Raw genomic sequence first — 14,946 nt, forward strand, 5'->3', positions numbered from 1 at the left:
TTCAAGGGCCTCTTTTTTATTGCGTGGACTTTAACCAGGCATCAGTCCGGCGTGCCGTGAATCACACCGGCGGTGTTATCGAGCAGGCTCTTGGTCGCGGTTTGCAGGAACGCTTCAAGTTTGAGTTTGAGTTCGGCAGTGCGCGGCGCGTCCGGCACAACTTCGGCGTGCGGATTGGCACCGAGCTGGTATTGCCAGATTTTCGGGCCCATGTCCTTGTCACGCGGCAACACCAGAATCTGCTCGGCAGTAACGATGGCGGTGGTCTGCTCGCTGCCCGATGGCTTGATCACACCGAAACCGGTATCGCCCTGCGGCAGGTTGAGCAGGTCACGGCCCCAGCACTGGTGACGCACTTCACCACCAAGACGGCCCATAATGGTCGGCACGATGTCGATCTGCGTACCCACGGTATGGTCACGGGTACCGAACTTCTGCTGAATGCCTGGAGCAATCATCAGCATCGGCACGTTGAAACGGCCCAGGTCCATTTCGGTGATCTGGCGCTCGTTGCCGAAGCCATGGTCGCCGACGATGACAAACAGGGTTTCGTTGAAATATTTCTCTTTGCGCGCCTTCTCGAAAAACTGGCCGAGCGCCCAGTCGGAGTAGCGCATGGCGGTCAAGTGTTCGTTGAGGCTGCCACGGTCAGTGACGCGCTCGACCGGCAACGGTGTCGGCAAGGCGTACGGGGTGTGGTTGGACAGTGTTTGCAGCAATGCGTAGAACGGCTTGCCGTTTTCCCGCGCCTTCAGTTCCTGCAGGCCACGATCAAACATGTCCTGGTCGGAAACGCCCCAGGTCGGATCGGAGAACACCGGATTGACGAAGTCATTGCGGCCAACGAAGTTGGTCATGCCCTGGTTGCTGAAGAAGCCCGACTGGTTGTCCCAGGCGAAATCGCCGTTGTAGACGTACACGTCGTCGTAGTCGCGAGCACTGAGCACCTGCGGCAGACCGGACAGTTTGTGACTGCCCTCCGGAGTCTGCATCAGGTATTCGAAACCTGGCAGGTTAGGGAAGCAGGCCATGGTCGCAAACATGCCCTGGTGGGTGTGGGTGCCGTTGGAGAAGAAACGGTCGAACAGCAGACCTTCCTTCGACAGCTTGTCCAGGTACGGAGTGATGTTCCCCGGCGCGCCCAACGCACCGACCGAGTGACCGGCCATGCTTTCCATGAGAATCACGACGACGTTCTTGATCGGCAGGGTCTTGTCGGCTGGCGGCGTGTAATCACGGCGCACGGCGGCAATATCGGCGTCGACCAGTTTGTCGTCCGGCATGAGCAGCATGTCACGGACGATTTTCTGCGCCTGCTCCTGCGGCAGCGTGGCTTTCCAGATATTGTCGCGATCTTCGCCCATGCGGGACTTGGCGGCCTCGATCAGCGACAGCGTGGCATTGAGACCGAGCTGGTTGGCAAAGTTGGAATCAGTGGTGTACACGTCGCCCCAGCGCATCGGCGGGCCTTGACGCAGGGTGCCGCGGGCGGCAATCACGCAGATCAACAGGCAGACCACGAACACCGCCAGACGGGTGTACCACGGTGCGACTTGACGGGAGCTGACGCTGCCGCCGCTGAACGGTCCGCGCGGGCGAGTGGCACGATCGGCGCCTTTGAACGCCAGGGTCAGAATCACTGTGCCGATCACCCACGCCAGCAGGTAGCGCACCACCGGAAAACCGTACCAGAGCATGCTCATTACGGTTTTCGGGTCTTCCTTCACGTACTGGAACACCAGACCGTTGAGGCGCTGGTGAAACTCGCGGTAGAAGTCCATTTCCATCAGGCCGAGGAACAGCGCGATGCTCGAGGCGACGGTCAGCCACAGGCGGAAGAAACCGCGCGCGGCCATGGCCCGGGCACTGAACAGCGCCAGCACCAGCGGAATGCACAGGTACACCACCAGGCGCAGGTCGAAACGCAGACCGTTGACGAACGCTTCGAGGAAGGTCGCGGCCGGAGTGTCGAGGATCATTTCGCGGTTGTAGACCAGCAGCGCGAGGCGCAGCGCGGAAAACATGACCATCATGACCAGTGCGCACAGCAGCGTGTAGGCCAGATGCGATTTGACGGTCGGTTGCAGCAGGCGAGCAGAAGATCGCTGCTGATTCAGGGCGTCCGGGTTTGCCATGTCGTTTTAGGACCCATTGGAAGTTGAAGTTGCAAAAATACAGCGGCGCCAGGCCCTCTATTGGTCATTCCAGACCCCGGGGCGTGCGCGGTGCGCAAATGTTGCACGATCGTTCACACCATTGCCATTGATTACTGCCCTGCTCTTGAAGACTTTCATTCAAAGGGCTGGCAGTGCTATGGCAGGCAACAAGTGCGGACGAATTGTCTTTAAGACTTTGTGAAAATTTCGTGCAACGCATATCTGGAAATACAATTTAGAGACAAAACAAAACGCCCCGAACCGGTCGGGGCGTTTTGTTTAGAGCGCGAAGATTATTTCTCGGCGCGTTCTTTCAGCGCTTTCAAGGTATTGAATGGCGCATCGACGACAAACTTGTTGGCAACCATGGCCGGCACGCTGCCGCCTGGCTCGGTGTGCACTTGATAAGTCACTTCGACCTGATCGCCTTTTGGCACGAACTTCCAGAAGCCTTTGACCTGCTGGACCCGCACGAAGCCTTTTTCTTCCGGCAGATAGGTCGGTACGCCTTCAAGATTCCGGGTCAGGCTGCCGTCGGCGCCTTCAACGGTGGTGATCTTCAGCACCGAATCACGCGGGGTCACCGGCCACGGCGTGTTGAATTGCGAATAGGTCCAGCTCAGATCGCCTTCGTGCTTGAGCAGTTTCTGGCTCTTGCATTCGTGAATCCAGGCGCAAGCGCCGGAGACGTCTTCCTGCAAGGCGCGCAGTTTGGCAACGGTGGTTTTCATCAGCGCGACGCCTTGGTAGGACTTGTAGTCCGAACCGGGTATTTCGCTCAGGGAAACCTTGATGCCGTCTTCATTCTTGGCGACTTTCCAGTCTTCCGCCTGGGCGACCGAAGTGACGAGCACGGCAGTCAGACCACACAAAACAGCGATACGGTGCAGCGAACCCATAGTGTTATTCCTTATTGTTGAAGTTCCGTTGGTGAACACATCACGCCGCCGTCATCTGCTCCCACCAGCCGATCAATCTGATCGCTTCTTCGGAGCTACTGCCGCAGACCTCGACATCCGCAGCGAAGCCCGAGCAGACAGCTGGGCGTTCCGGACGGCCGAAAATGCTGCACAGGTTATCGACCGACAGTTGCACGCAACGTTCGCCGGCGGGTTTGCCATCGGGCATGCCCGGGATCGGCGAACTGATGGAGGGGGCAATGCAGCAAGCGCCACAGCCTTCACGGCATTTCATGACGAACAGATCCTCGCGACGGGCGATGTGTAAAGAGACGCGAACAGAGTAACCGCTAAAACGGCTGTTTCAAATTGCTGCAAGCGGGTTTTCAACGATAAGTAAAAGTGACCGGGCAGTCTCCGACGAAGCGTCTGGTCCGCGCGTCGCAGATGCCCGGATCTATTGTTTGAATTCGAAATCCAGCGCCGCACCTTCCACATCGCGGCGCGCTTCGTTGCGCAGTTGCAACTGCATTTCGTTGCTGAGCAAGCGGCCGTTGAGCTGGAAGCCGTTATCTTTCTCGCCAAACATCTGCGGCAGGATGGCCTCGCGTTTGGGCAGCTCCACGGTGCCCTGTGGCTTCAACTCTTCAACCATATCCTTGGGCAGGCTGAGGTCGAGTTTTGCCGGCGGCAATTTGGTCTTGGCCACTTCGCTGGCGGGTTTCGATTTCGAAGCAACCGGGCGGCGCTTCTTCACCGTGGCGTTTTTTTTCGCTTGGGCTTTTTTTGCCGGAGCCGCGGTTTTGGTGGCTTTGTTCGTGGTACTGGTCGCTGCCGGTTTTTCCTGGGCTGCGGCCGCCAGGACACCCGGCGCCTGGCCGATCATCAGCAAACCCAGCAGTACCCACGCGGCAGGAACAATCGCTTTCATGGACCCAACGAACTAACGGCAGAGGGCCACATGCTCGCCTGTTGTGCGTCACATGACAAGCATCACCGCCCTCTTCGTTCAGAATCCGCCAGCGGTTTCCTGACACAGTTGGGTGGCCAACAGACCCAGCGTCATCAGCGCCCGCTCCGCCTCGCGATTCCACGGAATGCCGCAGTTCAGGCGGATACAGTGGTTGAACTGCTCGGTGTTACTGAAGATCAGCCCCGGCGCGATGCTGATGCCTTGTTGCAACGCGCGGACATGCAATTCCTGGGTGTTGACCCGCCCCGGCAAGCTCACCCACAGGATGAAACCGCCCGTAGGTCGGGACATTTGCGTGCCTTCAGGGAAGTGCTGCTGCACCGCCAGCTGGAACGCGCTGAGGTTTTTTCGGTATTCCTGACGGATGTAGCGTAAATGCCGGTCATAACCGCCGTTTTCCAGATAGGCCGCTATCGCCATCTGCGTGACGCTGCACGCTGAATGGGTACTGAAGGTTTGCAGGCGCTGGATTTCCTGTTGGTACTTGCCGGCGATCATCCAGCCGATGCGCACACCGGGCGACAGGGTTTTGGAGAAGCTCGAGCAGTAGATCACTCGATCCAGTCGATCGTAGGCCTTCAGCGCTTTGGTGCGGCCCTGCTCGAACATCAGTTCCCCGTAGATATCGTCTTCGACAATCTGGATATCGAAATCCGAGGCCAGGCGCAGCAACTGTTTCTGCCGCTCTTCCGGCATGGTGCCGCCGAGGGGATTGCTCAGGCGCGTGGTCAGCACCAACGCCTTGATCGACCATTGATTGGCGGCCAGCTGCAAGGCTTCCAGACTCATGCCGGTAGCGGGGTCGCTGGGGATTTCGATGACTTTCAGGCCAAGCAGATCGGCCAGTTGCAGCAGGCCGTAATAGGTTGGCGATTCGGCAGCGATCAGATCGCCCGGCCGGGTCAGCACACGCAACGACATCTGCAAGGCGTCGACACAGCCGTGGGTGATCACTACTTCCGACGGGTCCACCACCACACCAGCATCACGCATGCGAATCGCCACTTGCCGACGCAGCGGTTCAAAACCGGGGCTGAACATGTAGCTGAACGCCCGTGGGCTGTGAAACCGGGTCACCTTGGCCAACTGCTGATGCAGCGCACGCACCGGCAGATAATCGACACTCGGGACCGCAGCGCCCAGCGGAAACACGCCTTCCCGGCGGGACTCCACCAATACCTGTTGAATGATGCTGCTGCGCGTCACCAGCCCCGGCCGTTCGACCCGGGCAATGTCAGGCGTCGGCGCGGTCAGCGCGGGGGTCTGGTGTACGTAATAACCCGATTGCGGACGAGCGCGGATCAGGCCCTGATCTTCGAGATTGGCGTAGGCCTGCAACACCGTCGCATGACTGACGTTGAGCTGCGAACTCATCTTGCGCACCGAAGGCACGCGCTCCCCGGGTTGATAGACACCCCGGCGGATGTCTTCGGCCAGTTGCTGAGCAATACGTTGGTAGAGCAAGAGATTGGTCATGACGCAGCACTCGATTTCACGGGCGTTTTATTCTTGTCTGAAACAATACCGGAACAGTTTAGAAGTGTACTGGGACAGTTGCCAGATTACTCGACCATACAGTGCGGTGTCTGCCCCCGACTGTACCGATTTGCCAGCCAATAGACAGACGTAAAAAAGCCCGGCACTGCATGACAGGCCGGGCTTTGCAGGAGCTGTGTAGGAGCTGACGAGTGAAACGAGGCTGCGATCTTTTGATCTTGTTTTTAAATTCAACATCAAAAAATCGCAGCCTTCGGCAGCTCCTACAGGGTTTTGCGTTGCTTAGCGGGCGGCGCCGAGCTGGCCCTTTTCGTCGGAAAACACGATTTCCACACGGCGATTCTGCGCCCTACCGCGCTCGGAGGCGTTGGCATCGACCGGAAACTGATCACCGTAACCTTCGACCTGGATGCGCTTTTCGTCGATCCCCAGATCGACCAGCACGTCAGCCACCGATTGCGCGCGGTCGCGGGACAGTTTGAGGTTTTCCTGTTTCCCACCAGTGCTGTCGGTGTAACCCTCGATCCGCACCACGCGCTTGGGATTGAGCTGCAGGAACTGAACGATCTTCAGCACGACCCGGTTGGCCGAGTTTTTCAGTTCCGCTTCGCCAGTGTCGAACAACACATCGCCGAGGGTCATCACCAGACCGCGATCGGTCTGCGTGGTCGCCAGCGCGACGATCTGTTCTTCCAGCCATTTGCCTTGTTGCTGCACGCTAAGCAGTTTCGATTCGCGCAGGGCCAGTTGCAGGCGCTGCCGCTCCAGTTCGAGCTTGGCCGCTTGCTCCTCGTTGAGTACCTGATTGGTGTGCTCGCGGGCGATTTCGCTGTAGCGCTGGCTCAGGTAGGCGTAATGCACCACGTCGGCACCGCTGCCCCAATAGGTCGACAGCCGATCGGCGCGGGCCAGGGATTCGCCCGCGCGGATCACGTCTTTCGGCGCGATGCGCAGCACGTTGGAATCTTCCTTGACCTTCTGGAAATCAGCGCCGGCCTGTTGCAGCGCCGCCTCGCTGTGCTGGCCGGCGCAGCCGTAGAGGCTGGCGCAACCGGCAAGAAGCAGAATGCCGAGAGCGTTGGACTTGAGGCTCATTGCGCTTCCCCCAGTTGCAGCTGCTTGCGCAGGCGGACAATGCGGGTATTGAGCACATTCAGTTGCTCTTGGCTTTTTTTCGTCAGCACCTTGGCTTCAGCCAGACGCGCATCCAGTTCGGCCTGCTCGGCCCGCATGCGCGCGTTGCGATAGGACTCGTCCGCCATGTTGCCTTTGGCGCGGTTGTACTTGGTTTCGGCCAGTTGCATTTCCGGCACGTCGTCAGCGGTGGCGCCAACGGCCTTGGCCTGCACGATGGCTTGTTCGGTCAAACGCATTTGTTCACTGGGTGCCGGATCGGTTGCGCACCCGGCCAGGGCCAGAACGGCCACAGCCGCGAAAAGAGGTCGAATACTCACTAAGAATCCCTACTGTTTTGGGGCACTGACAGGTCGTGGCGGCTGTTGCTGTTGCGCCTTCCAGCGCTCGAGGTTGCGTTGCAGCGCGGCTTCCGTCAGTCCGGACGCGGGCAATTCTGTCATCTTTTTGGCGAGCTGTCCGCGCAACCACGGATCGTTGCAGGCCGAGTTATGCGAAACCGCGAGGAACAGACCCGGCCGGTCGATGGGTTGTTCGAACGCCAGCAGATCGCTGGTCATGCCCAATGTTTGCGCGGCGGCCAGGCCTGAGTAGCGCCCGGCGAGGACATATTCCACCTCGCCCAAAAGAAGTTTCTGTAGTGCCTGGGTAAGGTTGGCTGTCCGCGTCAGGGTCAGATTCTGCTCGGCGAAAGTGCCGAATGCCTGGGTCATCCGAGATTTTTCCGACACCGCGCCGGCGTGCCCTTTAAGGTCGCCGGCCTCGGCATAGGTCAGCGTCGAGCCTTTGCGCGTCCACACCAGATAGTCGTTTTCCAGCAGTGGCGGATGAATGAAGTCGAAGTTTTCCAGCTCGGTCACGGTCAGCGGTGCGTCGGCCAGCATGTCCATGCGCCCGCTGCGCACTTCATCGAGGGCCTGCGAGCGTTTGCCGGCGTAGAGCAGGTCGACTTTGATGCCCAGATCCTGGGCCACTTGCTGCAACAGATCGGCACTGGCGCCGATCAGGCGCTTGGGGTTTTGCGGGTCCTGCCACAGGTACGGCGGCGCATCCGGGCTGCCGGTGACGACCAGGCGCTCGCACTTGCCCGCGGCCATGGCCAAACCGGGCAACAGCATCAATCCCAATAACCATCCGCAGCGCAGATCCATGGCAAAACACTCCCCACTCAAATCCGAGACAAAAAAAAGCCCGACCAACAGGCCGGGCTCTTTATAAGTGAAGCCGCCGGATTAGACCAGCTTCTCCAGCTCAGGTACTGCTTCGAACAGATCCGCCACAAGACCGTAATCGGCCACCTGGAAGATCGGCGCTTCTTCGTCCTTGTTGATCGCAACGATCACCTTGGAGTCTTTCATGCCGGCCAAATGCTGGATCGCGCCGGAGATGCCGACGGCGATGTACAGCTGTGGCGCAACGATCTTGCCGGTCTGACCGACCTGCATGTCGTTCGGTACGAAACCTGCGTCGACCGCAGCGCGCGAAGCGCCAACAGCCGCGCCGAGCTTGTCGGCCAGCGCGTACAGGTGCTTGAAGTTGTCACCGTTCTGCATGCCGCGACCGCCGGAAACGACGATCTTGGCAGCGGTCAGCTCAGGACGATCGGACTTGGCCAGCTCTTCGCTGACGAAGCTCGAAGTACCGGCGTCGTGAGCAGCGCCAACGGCTTCAACGGCAGCCGAACCACCTTCAGCAGCCACCGGATCGAAACCGGTGGCACGCACGGTGATCACTTTGATCGCGGCGGTCGATTGCACGGTAGCGATGGCGTTACCGGCATAGATCGGACGCTTGAAGGTGTCAGCGCTTTCAACCGAGATGATCTCGGAGATCTGGTCAACGTCCAGCGCAGCAGCAACGCGCGGCAGGATGTTTTTGCCGTTGGAAGTGGCGGCAGCGAGGATGTGGCTGTAGCCAGCGCCCAGCTCTGCAACCAGCGGAGCTACGTTCTCTGGCAGCTGATGCGCGTAGGCGGCGTTGTCAGCATTCAGGACTTTGCTCACGCCAGCGATTTTAGCCGCGGCTTCGGCCACCGGGCCAGCGCCCTGACCTGCAACCAGAACGTGAATGTCGCCGCCGATTTTGGCAGCCGCAGCCACGGTGTTCAGTGTGGCCGGGGCCAGCACTTTGTTGTCGTGTTCAGCAATAACCAAGATAGTCATTTAGATTACCTTCGCTTCGTTCTTGAGTTTTTCAACCAGTTCAGCCACCGACTTGACCTTGATACCCGCGCTGCGTGCAGCCGGCGCTTCGACTTTCAGGGTCTTGTTGGTGGAGGCGGTGGAAACGCCCAAAGCGTCCGGAGTCAGCGTCTCGAGAGGCTTCTTCTTGGCTTTCATGATGTTTGGCAGGGACGCGTAGCGCGGCTCGTTCAAACGCAGGTCGGTGGTGACGATTGCAGGCAGTTTCAGCGAAACGGTCTGCGCGCCGCCGTCGATTTCGCGGGTCACGGCAACGCTGTCGCCGGAGACTTCGACTTTCGACGCGAAGGTGCCCTGACCGTAGCCGCTCAGTGCCGCGAGCATCTGGCCGGTCTGGTTGTTGTCGCTGTCGATCGCCTGTTTGCCAAGAATCACCAGCTGCGGCTGTTCCTTGTCGACAACAGCCTTGAGCAGCTTGGCCACGGCCAGCGAGGTCAGGTCTTCAGCGGATTCGACGAGGATGGCGCGGTCGGCACCCAGAGCCAGTGCGGTACGCAGCTGCTCCTGAGCGGTGGTCGGGCCGATGGAGACGACGACGATTTCAGTCGCAACGCCCTTCTCTTTCAGGCGTACGGCTTCTTCCACGGCGATTTCGCAGAATGGGTTCATCGACATCTTGACGTTGGCGAGGTCGACGCCGGAATTGTCCGCCTTGACGCGGACCTTGACGTTGTAATCCACAACGCGTTTGACAGCTACAAGAACCTTCATGGATTCCTCGTTACTCTCCGGTGAAAAGAAAGTCGCCTAGGCGAACCTGGCGGATGATGCTCATCGGGCGACAAGGGCACCTCTAAAAACGCCGGCTTGAATGTGAGGTGATTCACTTCGCGAAGGGAGGTGACCGTTCGTCAGGGGTGACTGTCGGGTCATTCATTCTCACGCTGTGTAAACTGCGCGCCGGACTTGCGCTGCGCATCACCGTCTACTGCCTGTGCCCTGTCTTTAGAGGTGCTCTTGAAACCGCCAGTCTGCCTACGGCGAGCGCAAAACCGCCCGTATCTTGACCGGAACGCCCATTCTGGTCAATACGCCAAAATGCCCTGTCATAAGCCGCGCTTCTTTGATTTATCAGGGCTGGAGGCGATTCAAACAAACGTTTGTATTGGACGCTCGGAGTGGTGTAGATATAATGCGCCGCCTAGAGAGAAAGGTGGATTCGCCAATATTCCCTTTGACGTTAACGTAAAGGCAATACGGATGCGAGATCAAACCTCCATATTAGAAAAAAAACTGTTGAGCCTTGAGTAGGAGATAGCCTGTGGAACGCGAATACATGGAATTCGACGTCGTCATCGTCGGTGCCGGCCCCGCTGGTCTGTCCGCCGCCTGCCGCTTGAAGCAGAAGGCCGCTGACGCCGGTAAGGAAATCAGCGTCTGCGTGGTCGAAAAAGGCTCCGAAGTCGGTGCACACATCCTTTCCGGTGCGGTATTCGAACCCCGCGCCCTGAACGAACTGTTCCCGGACTGGAAAGAGCTCGGCGCGCCGCTGAACACGCCCGTCACACGCGATGACATTTTCGTGCTGAAAAACGCTGACAGCGCGCAGAAGATTCCTGACTTCTTTGTGCCCAAGACCATGCACAACGAAGGCAACTACATCATCTCCCTGGGCAACCTGTGCCGCTGGCTGGCTCAGCAGGCGGAAAACCTCGGTGTGGAAATCTACCCGGGCTTCGCCGCTCAGGAAGCGCTGATCGATGAAAACGGCGTAGTGCGCGGGATCATCACCGGTGATCTGGGCGTCGACCGCGAAGGCCATCCGAAAGAAGGCCTGTACACCCCTGGCATGGAACTGCGTGGCAAATACACGCTGTTCGCCGAAGGCTGCCGTGGCCACATCGGCAAGCAACTGATCAAGCGCTACAACCTCGACAGCGATGCCGACGTTCAGCACTACGGCATTGGTCTGAAAGAAATCTGGGAAATCGACCCGGCCAAGCACCAGCCAGGCCTGGTGGTGCACACCGCCGGCTGGCCGCTGGACATCATGGGCACCGAGAACACCGGCGGCTCGTTCCTCTATCACCTGGAAAACAATCAGGTGGTGGTCGGTCTGATCGTCGACCTGTCCTACAGCAACACTTACCTGTCGCCGTTCGATGAGTTCCAGCGCCTCAAGCATCACCCGGTGCTCAAGCAATATCTGGAAGGCGGCAAGCGCGTCAGCTACGGCGCTCGCGCCATCGCCAAGGGCGGCCTGAACTCGCTGCCGAAAATGGTCTTCAAGGGCGGCGCGCTGATCGGTTGCGACCTCGGCACACTGAACTTCGCCAAGATCAAAGGCAGTCACACCGCGATGAAGTCCGGCATGCTCGCTGCGGAATCGGTAGCCGATGCGCTGTTTGCCGAGCAGGATTGCACCGTCGAACTGACCACTTACGTCGACGCATTCAAGAACAGCTGGCTGCACGAAGAATTGTTCGCCAGCCGTAACTTCGGCCCGGCGATTCACAAGTACGGCGCAATCATAGGCGGTGGTTTCAACTGGCTGGACCAGAACATCTTCGGCGGCAAACTGCCATTCACCCTGCGCGACACCAAGCCGGATTACGCCTGCCTCAAGCTCGCGGCCGACTGCAAGAAGATCGACTACCCGAAACCTGACGGCAAACTGAGTTTCGACAAACTCAGCTCGGTGTTCATCTCCGGCACCAACCACGAAGAAGAGCAGCCGTGCCACTTGAAGCTGACCGATCCGAGCATCCCGATCAGCAAAAACCTGCCGCTGTACGACGAACCGGCGCAGCGTTACTGCCCGGCCGGCGTATACGAAGTGATCACCAAGGAAGACGGCGAGAAGCGTTTCCAGATCAACGCCCAGAACTGCGTGCACTGCAAGACCTGTGACATCAAGGACCCTGCGCAGAACATCACCTGGGTCGCGCCGGAAGGCGCCGGCGGCCCGACTTACCCGAACATGTAAGTCGAAACGCTGAACAACAAGGCTCCCGAAATGGGGGCCTTTTTGTTGCCCAAAATTCCTCTGCCACCACAAAACAACTGTGGGAGCGAGCCTGCTCGCGAAAGCGGTGTGTCATATAAAGATGATGTCGACTGATCCAGCGCCTTCGCGAGCAGGCTCGCTCCCACAGGGGATTATCGGCAGATCAAGCAGCGCGTTCATCCCCCGGGCTACGTTCGAAGTAACGCTTGTACTCGCGGCTGAATTGCGACGTGCTCTGATACCCAACCCGATGCGCCACCTGCGCCACGCCAAGCCCTTCCGCCACCAGCAGCGTCTGCGCCTTCAACAAGCGCAAACGCTTCAGATACTGGACCGGCGACAACAATGTGCTGCGTTTGAAATGCTCATGAAACGTCGACACGCTCATGTTCGCGCAACCGGCCAGTGTCTCGACATTGAGCGGCTCGGTGTAATGCGCATGCAGATGGCTGATCGACGCCGCCACCCGGGCAAATTGCCCTTGTTGCTCGACCAACGCTCGCAACACATCCGCTTGCGGCCCGCGCAGCGCGACGAACAATAATTCGCGAACCCGCGCCGGGCCGAGAATCTGGCATTCCAGCGGATCGTGCAGACAGCTGAGCAGCCGTTCGACACAACCGCGCATGCCATCGTCGAGTACCACCGAGGTCATCGACTCCGGCGTCTGCGCCGGAATATGCCGACCCGGCGCCAGCCCCATGGCCAGCACCAGTTCGCCGAGCAGGACACGATCGATCGCCACCGACACACCGAGCAATGGCGCATCGGGCAAGGCAAAGGTTTCGCATTCGAACGGCACCGGCAGCGCCTGGATCAGGTAATGCCCGGCGCCATATTCCATGGTCCGTGGGCCGAGGAACGCCAGTTTGCTGCCCTGGGCGATGATCATCAGGCTCGGCTCGTAGATATGCGGGCCACGGGCGACGTCGCAACTGGCGCGCAAAATCTGCACGCCGGGCAGGCCGGTCTGGCTGTAGCCATCGCGCAGCGCCAGCGGTTCGATCAGCGAAACCAGCCGGGCATTGGCATCAAGATGACGGGTCAACTGCATCGAATAGGTCTTCGTAAAATTCACGGAAAAGGGGATGAAAACATCATCGCAGATCCGCTGGCCAATGCGATCGCCGAAACCCGCATGCCGGAGGATTAGGCATGAGACCCGGAGAAATCGTCATGGCCGCACTCGCCTCTGGCGGCCAGAATTCACCGCCTCACTTGTCACTGTTTTTGCGAGGTCACCCCATGTACACCGCCATCGGCTATGCCGCCCAATCGGCCACCACTCCCCTCGCCCCGATGAAATTCGAACGCCGCAGCCCGCGCGCCGACGACGTGGCGATCGAAATTCTCTATTGCGGCGTCTGCCATTCCGACATCCATCAGGCACGCAACGAATGGGGCATCGCCGTTTATCCGCTGATGCCCGGCCATGAGATCGTCGGAAAAGTCACCGCTGTCGGTGCGAATGTCACCCGTCACAAGGTAGGCGATCTGGTTGGCGTCGGCTGCATGGTCGACTCCTGCCGCAGCTGTGAAGCCTGCCAGGCGAACCTCGAGCAATATTGCCTCGAAGGCCCGACCATGACTTACGCCACCCCGGACCGGGTCGATGGCAGCAATACCATGGGCGGTTACTCCGACAGCATCGTGGTCAGCGAACACTTCGTTGTGCGCATTCCGGAACGTCTGGCTCTGGCCAGCGCCGCACCGATTCTTTGCGCCGGCATCACCACCTACTCCCCGCTCAAGCATTACGGCGTCAAGGCCGGTGACAAGGTCGGGATTCTCGGTATGGGCGGCCTCGGCCACATGGGCATCAAGTTCGCCAAGGCCATGGGCGCGGAAGTCACGCTGTTCACCCGCTCGGCGAGCAAGGCTGAAGAAGGGCGCCGTCAGGGCGCCGACCATGTGATCGTCTCCACCGATGCAGAGCAAATGAAGGCCGCTGCCGGCTACTTCGACTTCCTGCTCGACACCATTCCGGTGCAACACGATTTGAACCCGTACCTCGACACCCTGCGTTTCGACGGCGTGCACATTCTGGTCGGCCTGATCGAGCCGGTGAACCCACCCGTTCACGCCGGCAAACTGGTGATGAGCCGCCGCGTGCTGGCCGGTTCCTTGATCGGCGGTATCGCCGAAACCCAGGAAGTGCTGGATTTCTGCGCCGAGCACAACATCACCTGCGACATCGAAATGCTCGACATCCGCCAGATCAACGAGGCTTATGCGCGGATGATTGCCGGTGACGTGAAGTACCGTTTCGTCATCGACATGGCGACGCTGAAGGCTTAAACCTTAAGCCCTAGCTCAGCTGATAGCCGAGTTGTGACCCCTTTGAGCAGGGGGATCAACTCGGCCATTTTTTCCAGCGGCATGTACGGCACGGTGCTGGCGATACTGATTGCCGCGACAATGCCCTTGCTCGCATCACGAATCGGCGCCGCCACGCAGCGGATCGACGGTTCGTTGTCTTCCAGATCGAACGCGTAGCCACCGGCGACGTATTCGCCCATGCGCTGCTCAAGCTGTTCCCACGACTGCTGCGGATGCTGCGGCCAGAACTGACTTTTGCCACCTGCCGGCAGGCTGATGTCGTACAGCCGCCGCCAATCCTGCGGCGAATCATCGAGCATCAAGGCCTTGCCGATCCCGGTGCGCACCAGCGGCATGCGATGGCCGACCCTTGAACGCATTTCCGGGCCGTTGCGTCCAGGATTCTTCAATAGATACAGCACTTCGTCGCCTTCGCGGATTCCGAGGTGCACGGTATCGCCGGTCAGTGCCGACAACTCGTCCAGATACGGCCCGGCCAACGTCACCAGCGGCAACTCTTCGCGGGCCTGAAAACCCAGTTCGATCAGTTTCGGCCCGAGCAGATAACCGATTTGCGGCACCACGCGCAGATAACGCTCGTCGACCAGGCAACTGGCCAGACGATGGGTGGTGCTGCGCGTGGTGCCGATCAGCCGGGCGATCTCCTTGAGATCGCGCGCGCCACTGGCCACTGCCTGTACCACACCGAGGCCGCGCAGCAGCGTCTGGGTGCCGGTGGGCGCGGCGTCCTTGGTTTTTTCCGGAGCGTCTTCCTGCATATCCAGCCTTTTACCGTTGAGCGAAGGAACGGGCGGCATTA

General features: G+C 59.5%; 14 protein-coding genes. 2 read left to right on the top strand and 12 right to left on the bottom strand.

All coding sequences use genetic code 11. From position 1 onward, the window contains the following. Window positions 1-41: 41 nt before the first annotated feature. The 10 genes from ACZ0AZ_RS01020 to ACZ0AZ_RS01065 form a co-directional block, all read right to left on the bottom strand. Window positions 42-2,135 (bottom strand): LTA synthase family protein, encoded by a 2,094-nt coding sequence (locus tag ACZ0AZ_RS01020; RefSeq protein ID WP_039760093.1) that lies wholly within the window; start codon window positions 2,133-2,135, stop codon window positions 42-44. Between the two features lie 314 nt (window positions 2,136-2,449). Beyond that, a complete protein-coding gene (locus ACZ0AZ_RS01025) occupies window positions 2,450-3,055 on the bottom strand; it encodes an START domain-containing protein (RefSeq protein WP_039760095.1) in 606 nt (201 codons plus the stop codon). A gap of 40 nt (window positions 3,056-3,095) precedes the next feature. Continuing rightward, window positions 3,096-3,350 carry a YkgJ family cysteine cluster protein gene (locus tag ACZ0AZ_RS01030; protein WP_016770949.1) on the bottom strand — a complete coding sequence of 85 codons (255 nt, stop codon included), beginning with the start codon at window positions 3,348-3,350 and terminating at the stop codon, window positions 3,096-3,098. Between the two features lie 162 nt (window positions 3,351-3,512). Further along, complete coding sequence (locus ACZ0AZ_RS01035) at window positions 3,513-3,986, bottom strand: hypothetical protein (RefSeq protein WP_039760097.1); 474 nt, start codon at window positions 3,984-3,986, stop codon at window positions 3,513-3,515. Between the two features lie 78 nt (window positions 3,987-4,064). Beyond that, window positions 4,065-5,504: an aminotransferase-like domain-containing protein gene (locus ACZ0AZ_RS01040; protein ID WP_024013893.1), complete on the bottom strand. Its 1,440-nt coding sequence runs from the start codon at window positions 5,502-5,504 to the stop codon at window positions 4,065-4,067. A 303-nt stretch (window positions 5,505-5,807) separates the two neighbouring features. Beyond that, entirely contained in the window at window positions 5,808-6,620 is an 813-nt protein-coding gene (locus ACZ0AZ_RS01045) for an OmpA family protein (protein ID WP_129997364.1), read from the bottom strand. Next, on the bottom strand, window positions 6,617-6,979 hold the full coding sequence (locus ACZ0AZ_RS01050; RefSeq protein ID WP_039760099.1) for a DUF4398 domain-containing protein: 363 nt from the start codon (window positions 6,977-6,979) through the stop codon (window positions 6,617-6,619). Before ACZ0AZ_RS01050 ends, ACZ0AZ_RS01045 begins: the two co-directional genes overlap by 4 nt. 9 nt (window positions 6,980-6,988) lie before the next feature. Continuing rightward, window positions 6,989-7,810 carry a substrate-binding periplasmic protein gene (locus ACZ0AZ_RS01055; RefSeq protein WP_463538567.1) on the bottom strand — a complete coding sequence of 274 codons (822 nt, stop codon included), beginning with the start codon at window positions 7,808-7,810 and terminating at the stop codon, window positions 6,989-6,991. 81 nt (window positions 7,811-7,891) lie between these two features. Continuing rightward, on the bottom strand, window positions 7,892-8,821 hold the full coding sequence (locus tag ACZ0AZ_RS01060) for an electron transfer flavoprotein subunit alpha/FixB family protein (RefSeq protein WP_016770954.1): 930 nt from the start codon (window positions 8,819-8,821) through the stop codon (window positions 7,892-7,894). Further along, window positions 8,822-9,571 (bottom strand): electron transfer flavoprotein subunit beta/FixA family protein, encoded by a 750-nt coding sequence (locus ACZ0AZ_RS01065; protein ID WP_039760104.1) that lies wholly within the window; start codon window positions 9,569-9,571, stop codon window positions 8,822-8,824. 550 nt (window positions 9,572-10,121) lie between these two features. On the opposite strand from ACZ0AZ_RS01065, the gene ACZ0AZ_RS01070 reads away from it, so the two are divergent. After that, window positions 10,122-11,786, top strand: coding sequence for an electron transfer flavoprotein-ubiquinone oxidoreductase (locus tag ACZ0AZ_RS01070; protein WP_024013896.1), 1,665 nt, complete (start codon window positions 10,122-10,124; stop codon window positions 11,784-11,786). Between the two features lie 184 nt (window positions 11,787-11,970). Here ACZ0AZ_RS01070 and ACZ0AZ_RS01075 read toward each other — a convergent pair whose 3' ends face one another. Further along, the gene (locus ACZ0AZ_RS01075) at window positions 11,971-12,861 is read right to left on the bottom strand and encodes an AraC family transcriptional regulator (protein ID WP_016770956.1); all 891 of its coding nucleotides are present in this window, start codon (window positions 12,859-12,861) and stop codon (window positions 11,971-11,973) included. 191 nt (window positions 12,862-13,052) lie between these two features. Between ACZ0AZ_RS01075 and ACZ0AZ_RS01080 the strand changes: the two genes are divergently transcribed. Next, window positions 13,053-14,105 carry an NAD(P)-dependent alcohol dehydrogenase gene (locus tag ACZ0AZ_RS01080; RefSeq protein WP_310405609.1) on the top strand — a complete coding sequence of 351 codons (1,053 nt, stop codon included), beginning with the start codon at window positions 13,053-13,055 and terminating at the stop codon, window positions 14,103-14,105. Here the strand turns inward: ACZ0AZ_RS01080 and ACZ0AZ_RS01085 are convergent. Next, window positions 14,102-14,905 carry an IclR family transcriptional regulator gene (locus ACZ0AZ_RS01085; RefSeq protein WP_016770958.1) on the bottom strand — a complete coding sequence of 268 codons (804 nt, stop codon included), beginning with the start codon at window positions 14,903-14,905 and terminating at the stop codon, window positions 14,102-14,104. The genes ACZ0AZ_RS01080 and ACZ0AZ_RS01085 overlap by 4 nt on opposite strands. Between the last annotated feature and the right edge of the window lie 41 nt (window positions 14,906-14,946).

It is taken from the genome of Pseudomonas sp. AC239 (genome assembly GCF_979258545.1).

Excerpts from the sequence above, each read along its gene's own strand:
- ACZ0AZ_RS01020 (WP_039760093.1), bottom strand. The coding sequence starts at position 2,135 with ATGGCAAACCCGGACGCCCTGAATCAGCAGCGATCTTCTGCTCGCCTG.
- ACZ0AZ_RS01025 (WP_039760095.1), bottom strand. The coding sequence starts at position 3,055 with ATGGGTTCGCTGCACCGTATCGCTGTTTTGTGTGGTCTGACTGCCGTG.
- ACZ0AZ_RS01030 (WP_016770949.1), bottom strand. The coding sequence starts at position 3,350 with ATGAAATGCCGTGAAGGCTGTGGCGCTTGCTGCATTGCCCCCTCCATC.
- ACZ0AZ_RS01035 (WP_039760097.1), bottom strand. The coding sequence starts at position 3,986 with ATGAAAGCGATTGTTCCTGCCGCGTGGGTACTGCTGGGTTTGCTGATG.
- ACZ0AZ_RS01040 (WP_024013893.1), bottom strand. The coding sequence starts at position 5,504 with ATGACCAATCTCTTGCTCTACCAACGTATTGCTCAGCAACTGGCCGAA.
- ACZ0AZ_RS01045 (WP_129997364.1), bottom strand. The coding sequence starts at position 6,620 with ATGAGCCTCAAGTCCAACGCTCTCGGCATTCTGCTTCTTGCCGGTTGC.
- ACZ0AZ_RS01055 (WP_463538567.1), bottom strand. The coding sequence starts at position 7,810 with ATGGATCTGCGCTGCGGATGGTTATTGGGATTGATGCTGTTGCCCGGT.
- ACZ0AZ_RS01060 (WP_016770954.1), bottom strand. The coding sequence starts at position 8,821 with ATGACTATCTTGGTTATTGCTGAACACGACAACAAAGTGCTGGCCCCG.
- ACZ0AZ_RS01065 (WP_039760104.1), bottom strand. The coding sequence starts at position 9,571 with ATGAAGGTTCTTGTAGCTGTCAAACGCGTTGTGGATTACAACGTCAAG.
- ACZ0AZ_RS01075 (WP_016770956.1), bottom strand. The coding sequence starts at position 12,861 with ATGCAGTTGACCCGTCATCTTGATGCCAATGCCCGGCTGGTTTCGCTG.
- ACZ0AZ_RS01080 (WP_310405609.1), top strand. The coding sequence starts at position 13,053 with ATGTACACCGCCATCGGCTATGCCGCCCAATCGGCCACCACTCCCCTC.
- ACZ0AZ_RS01085 (WP_016770958.1), bottom strand. The coding sequence starts at position 14,905 with ATGCAGGAAGACGCTCCGGAAAAAACCAAGGACGCCGCGCCCACCGGC.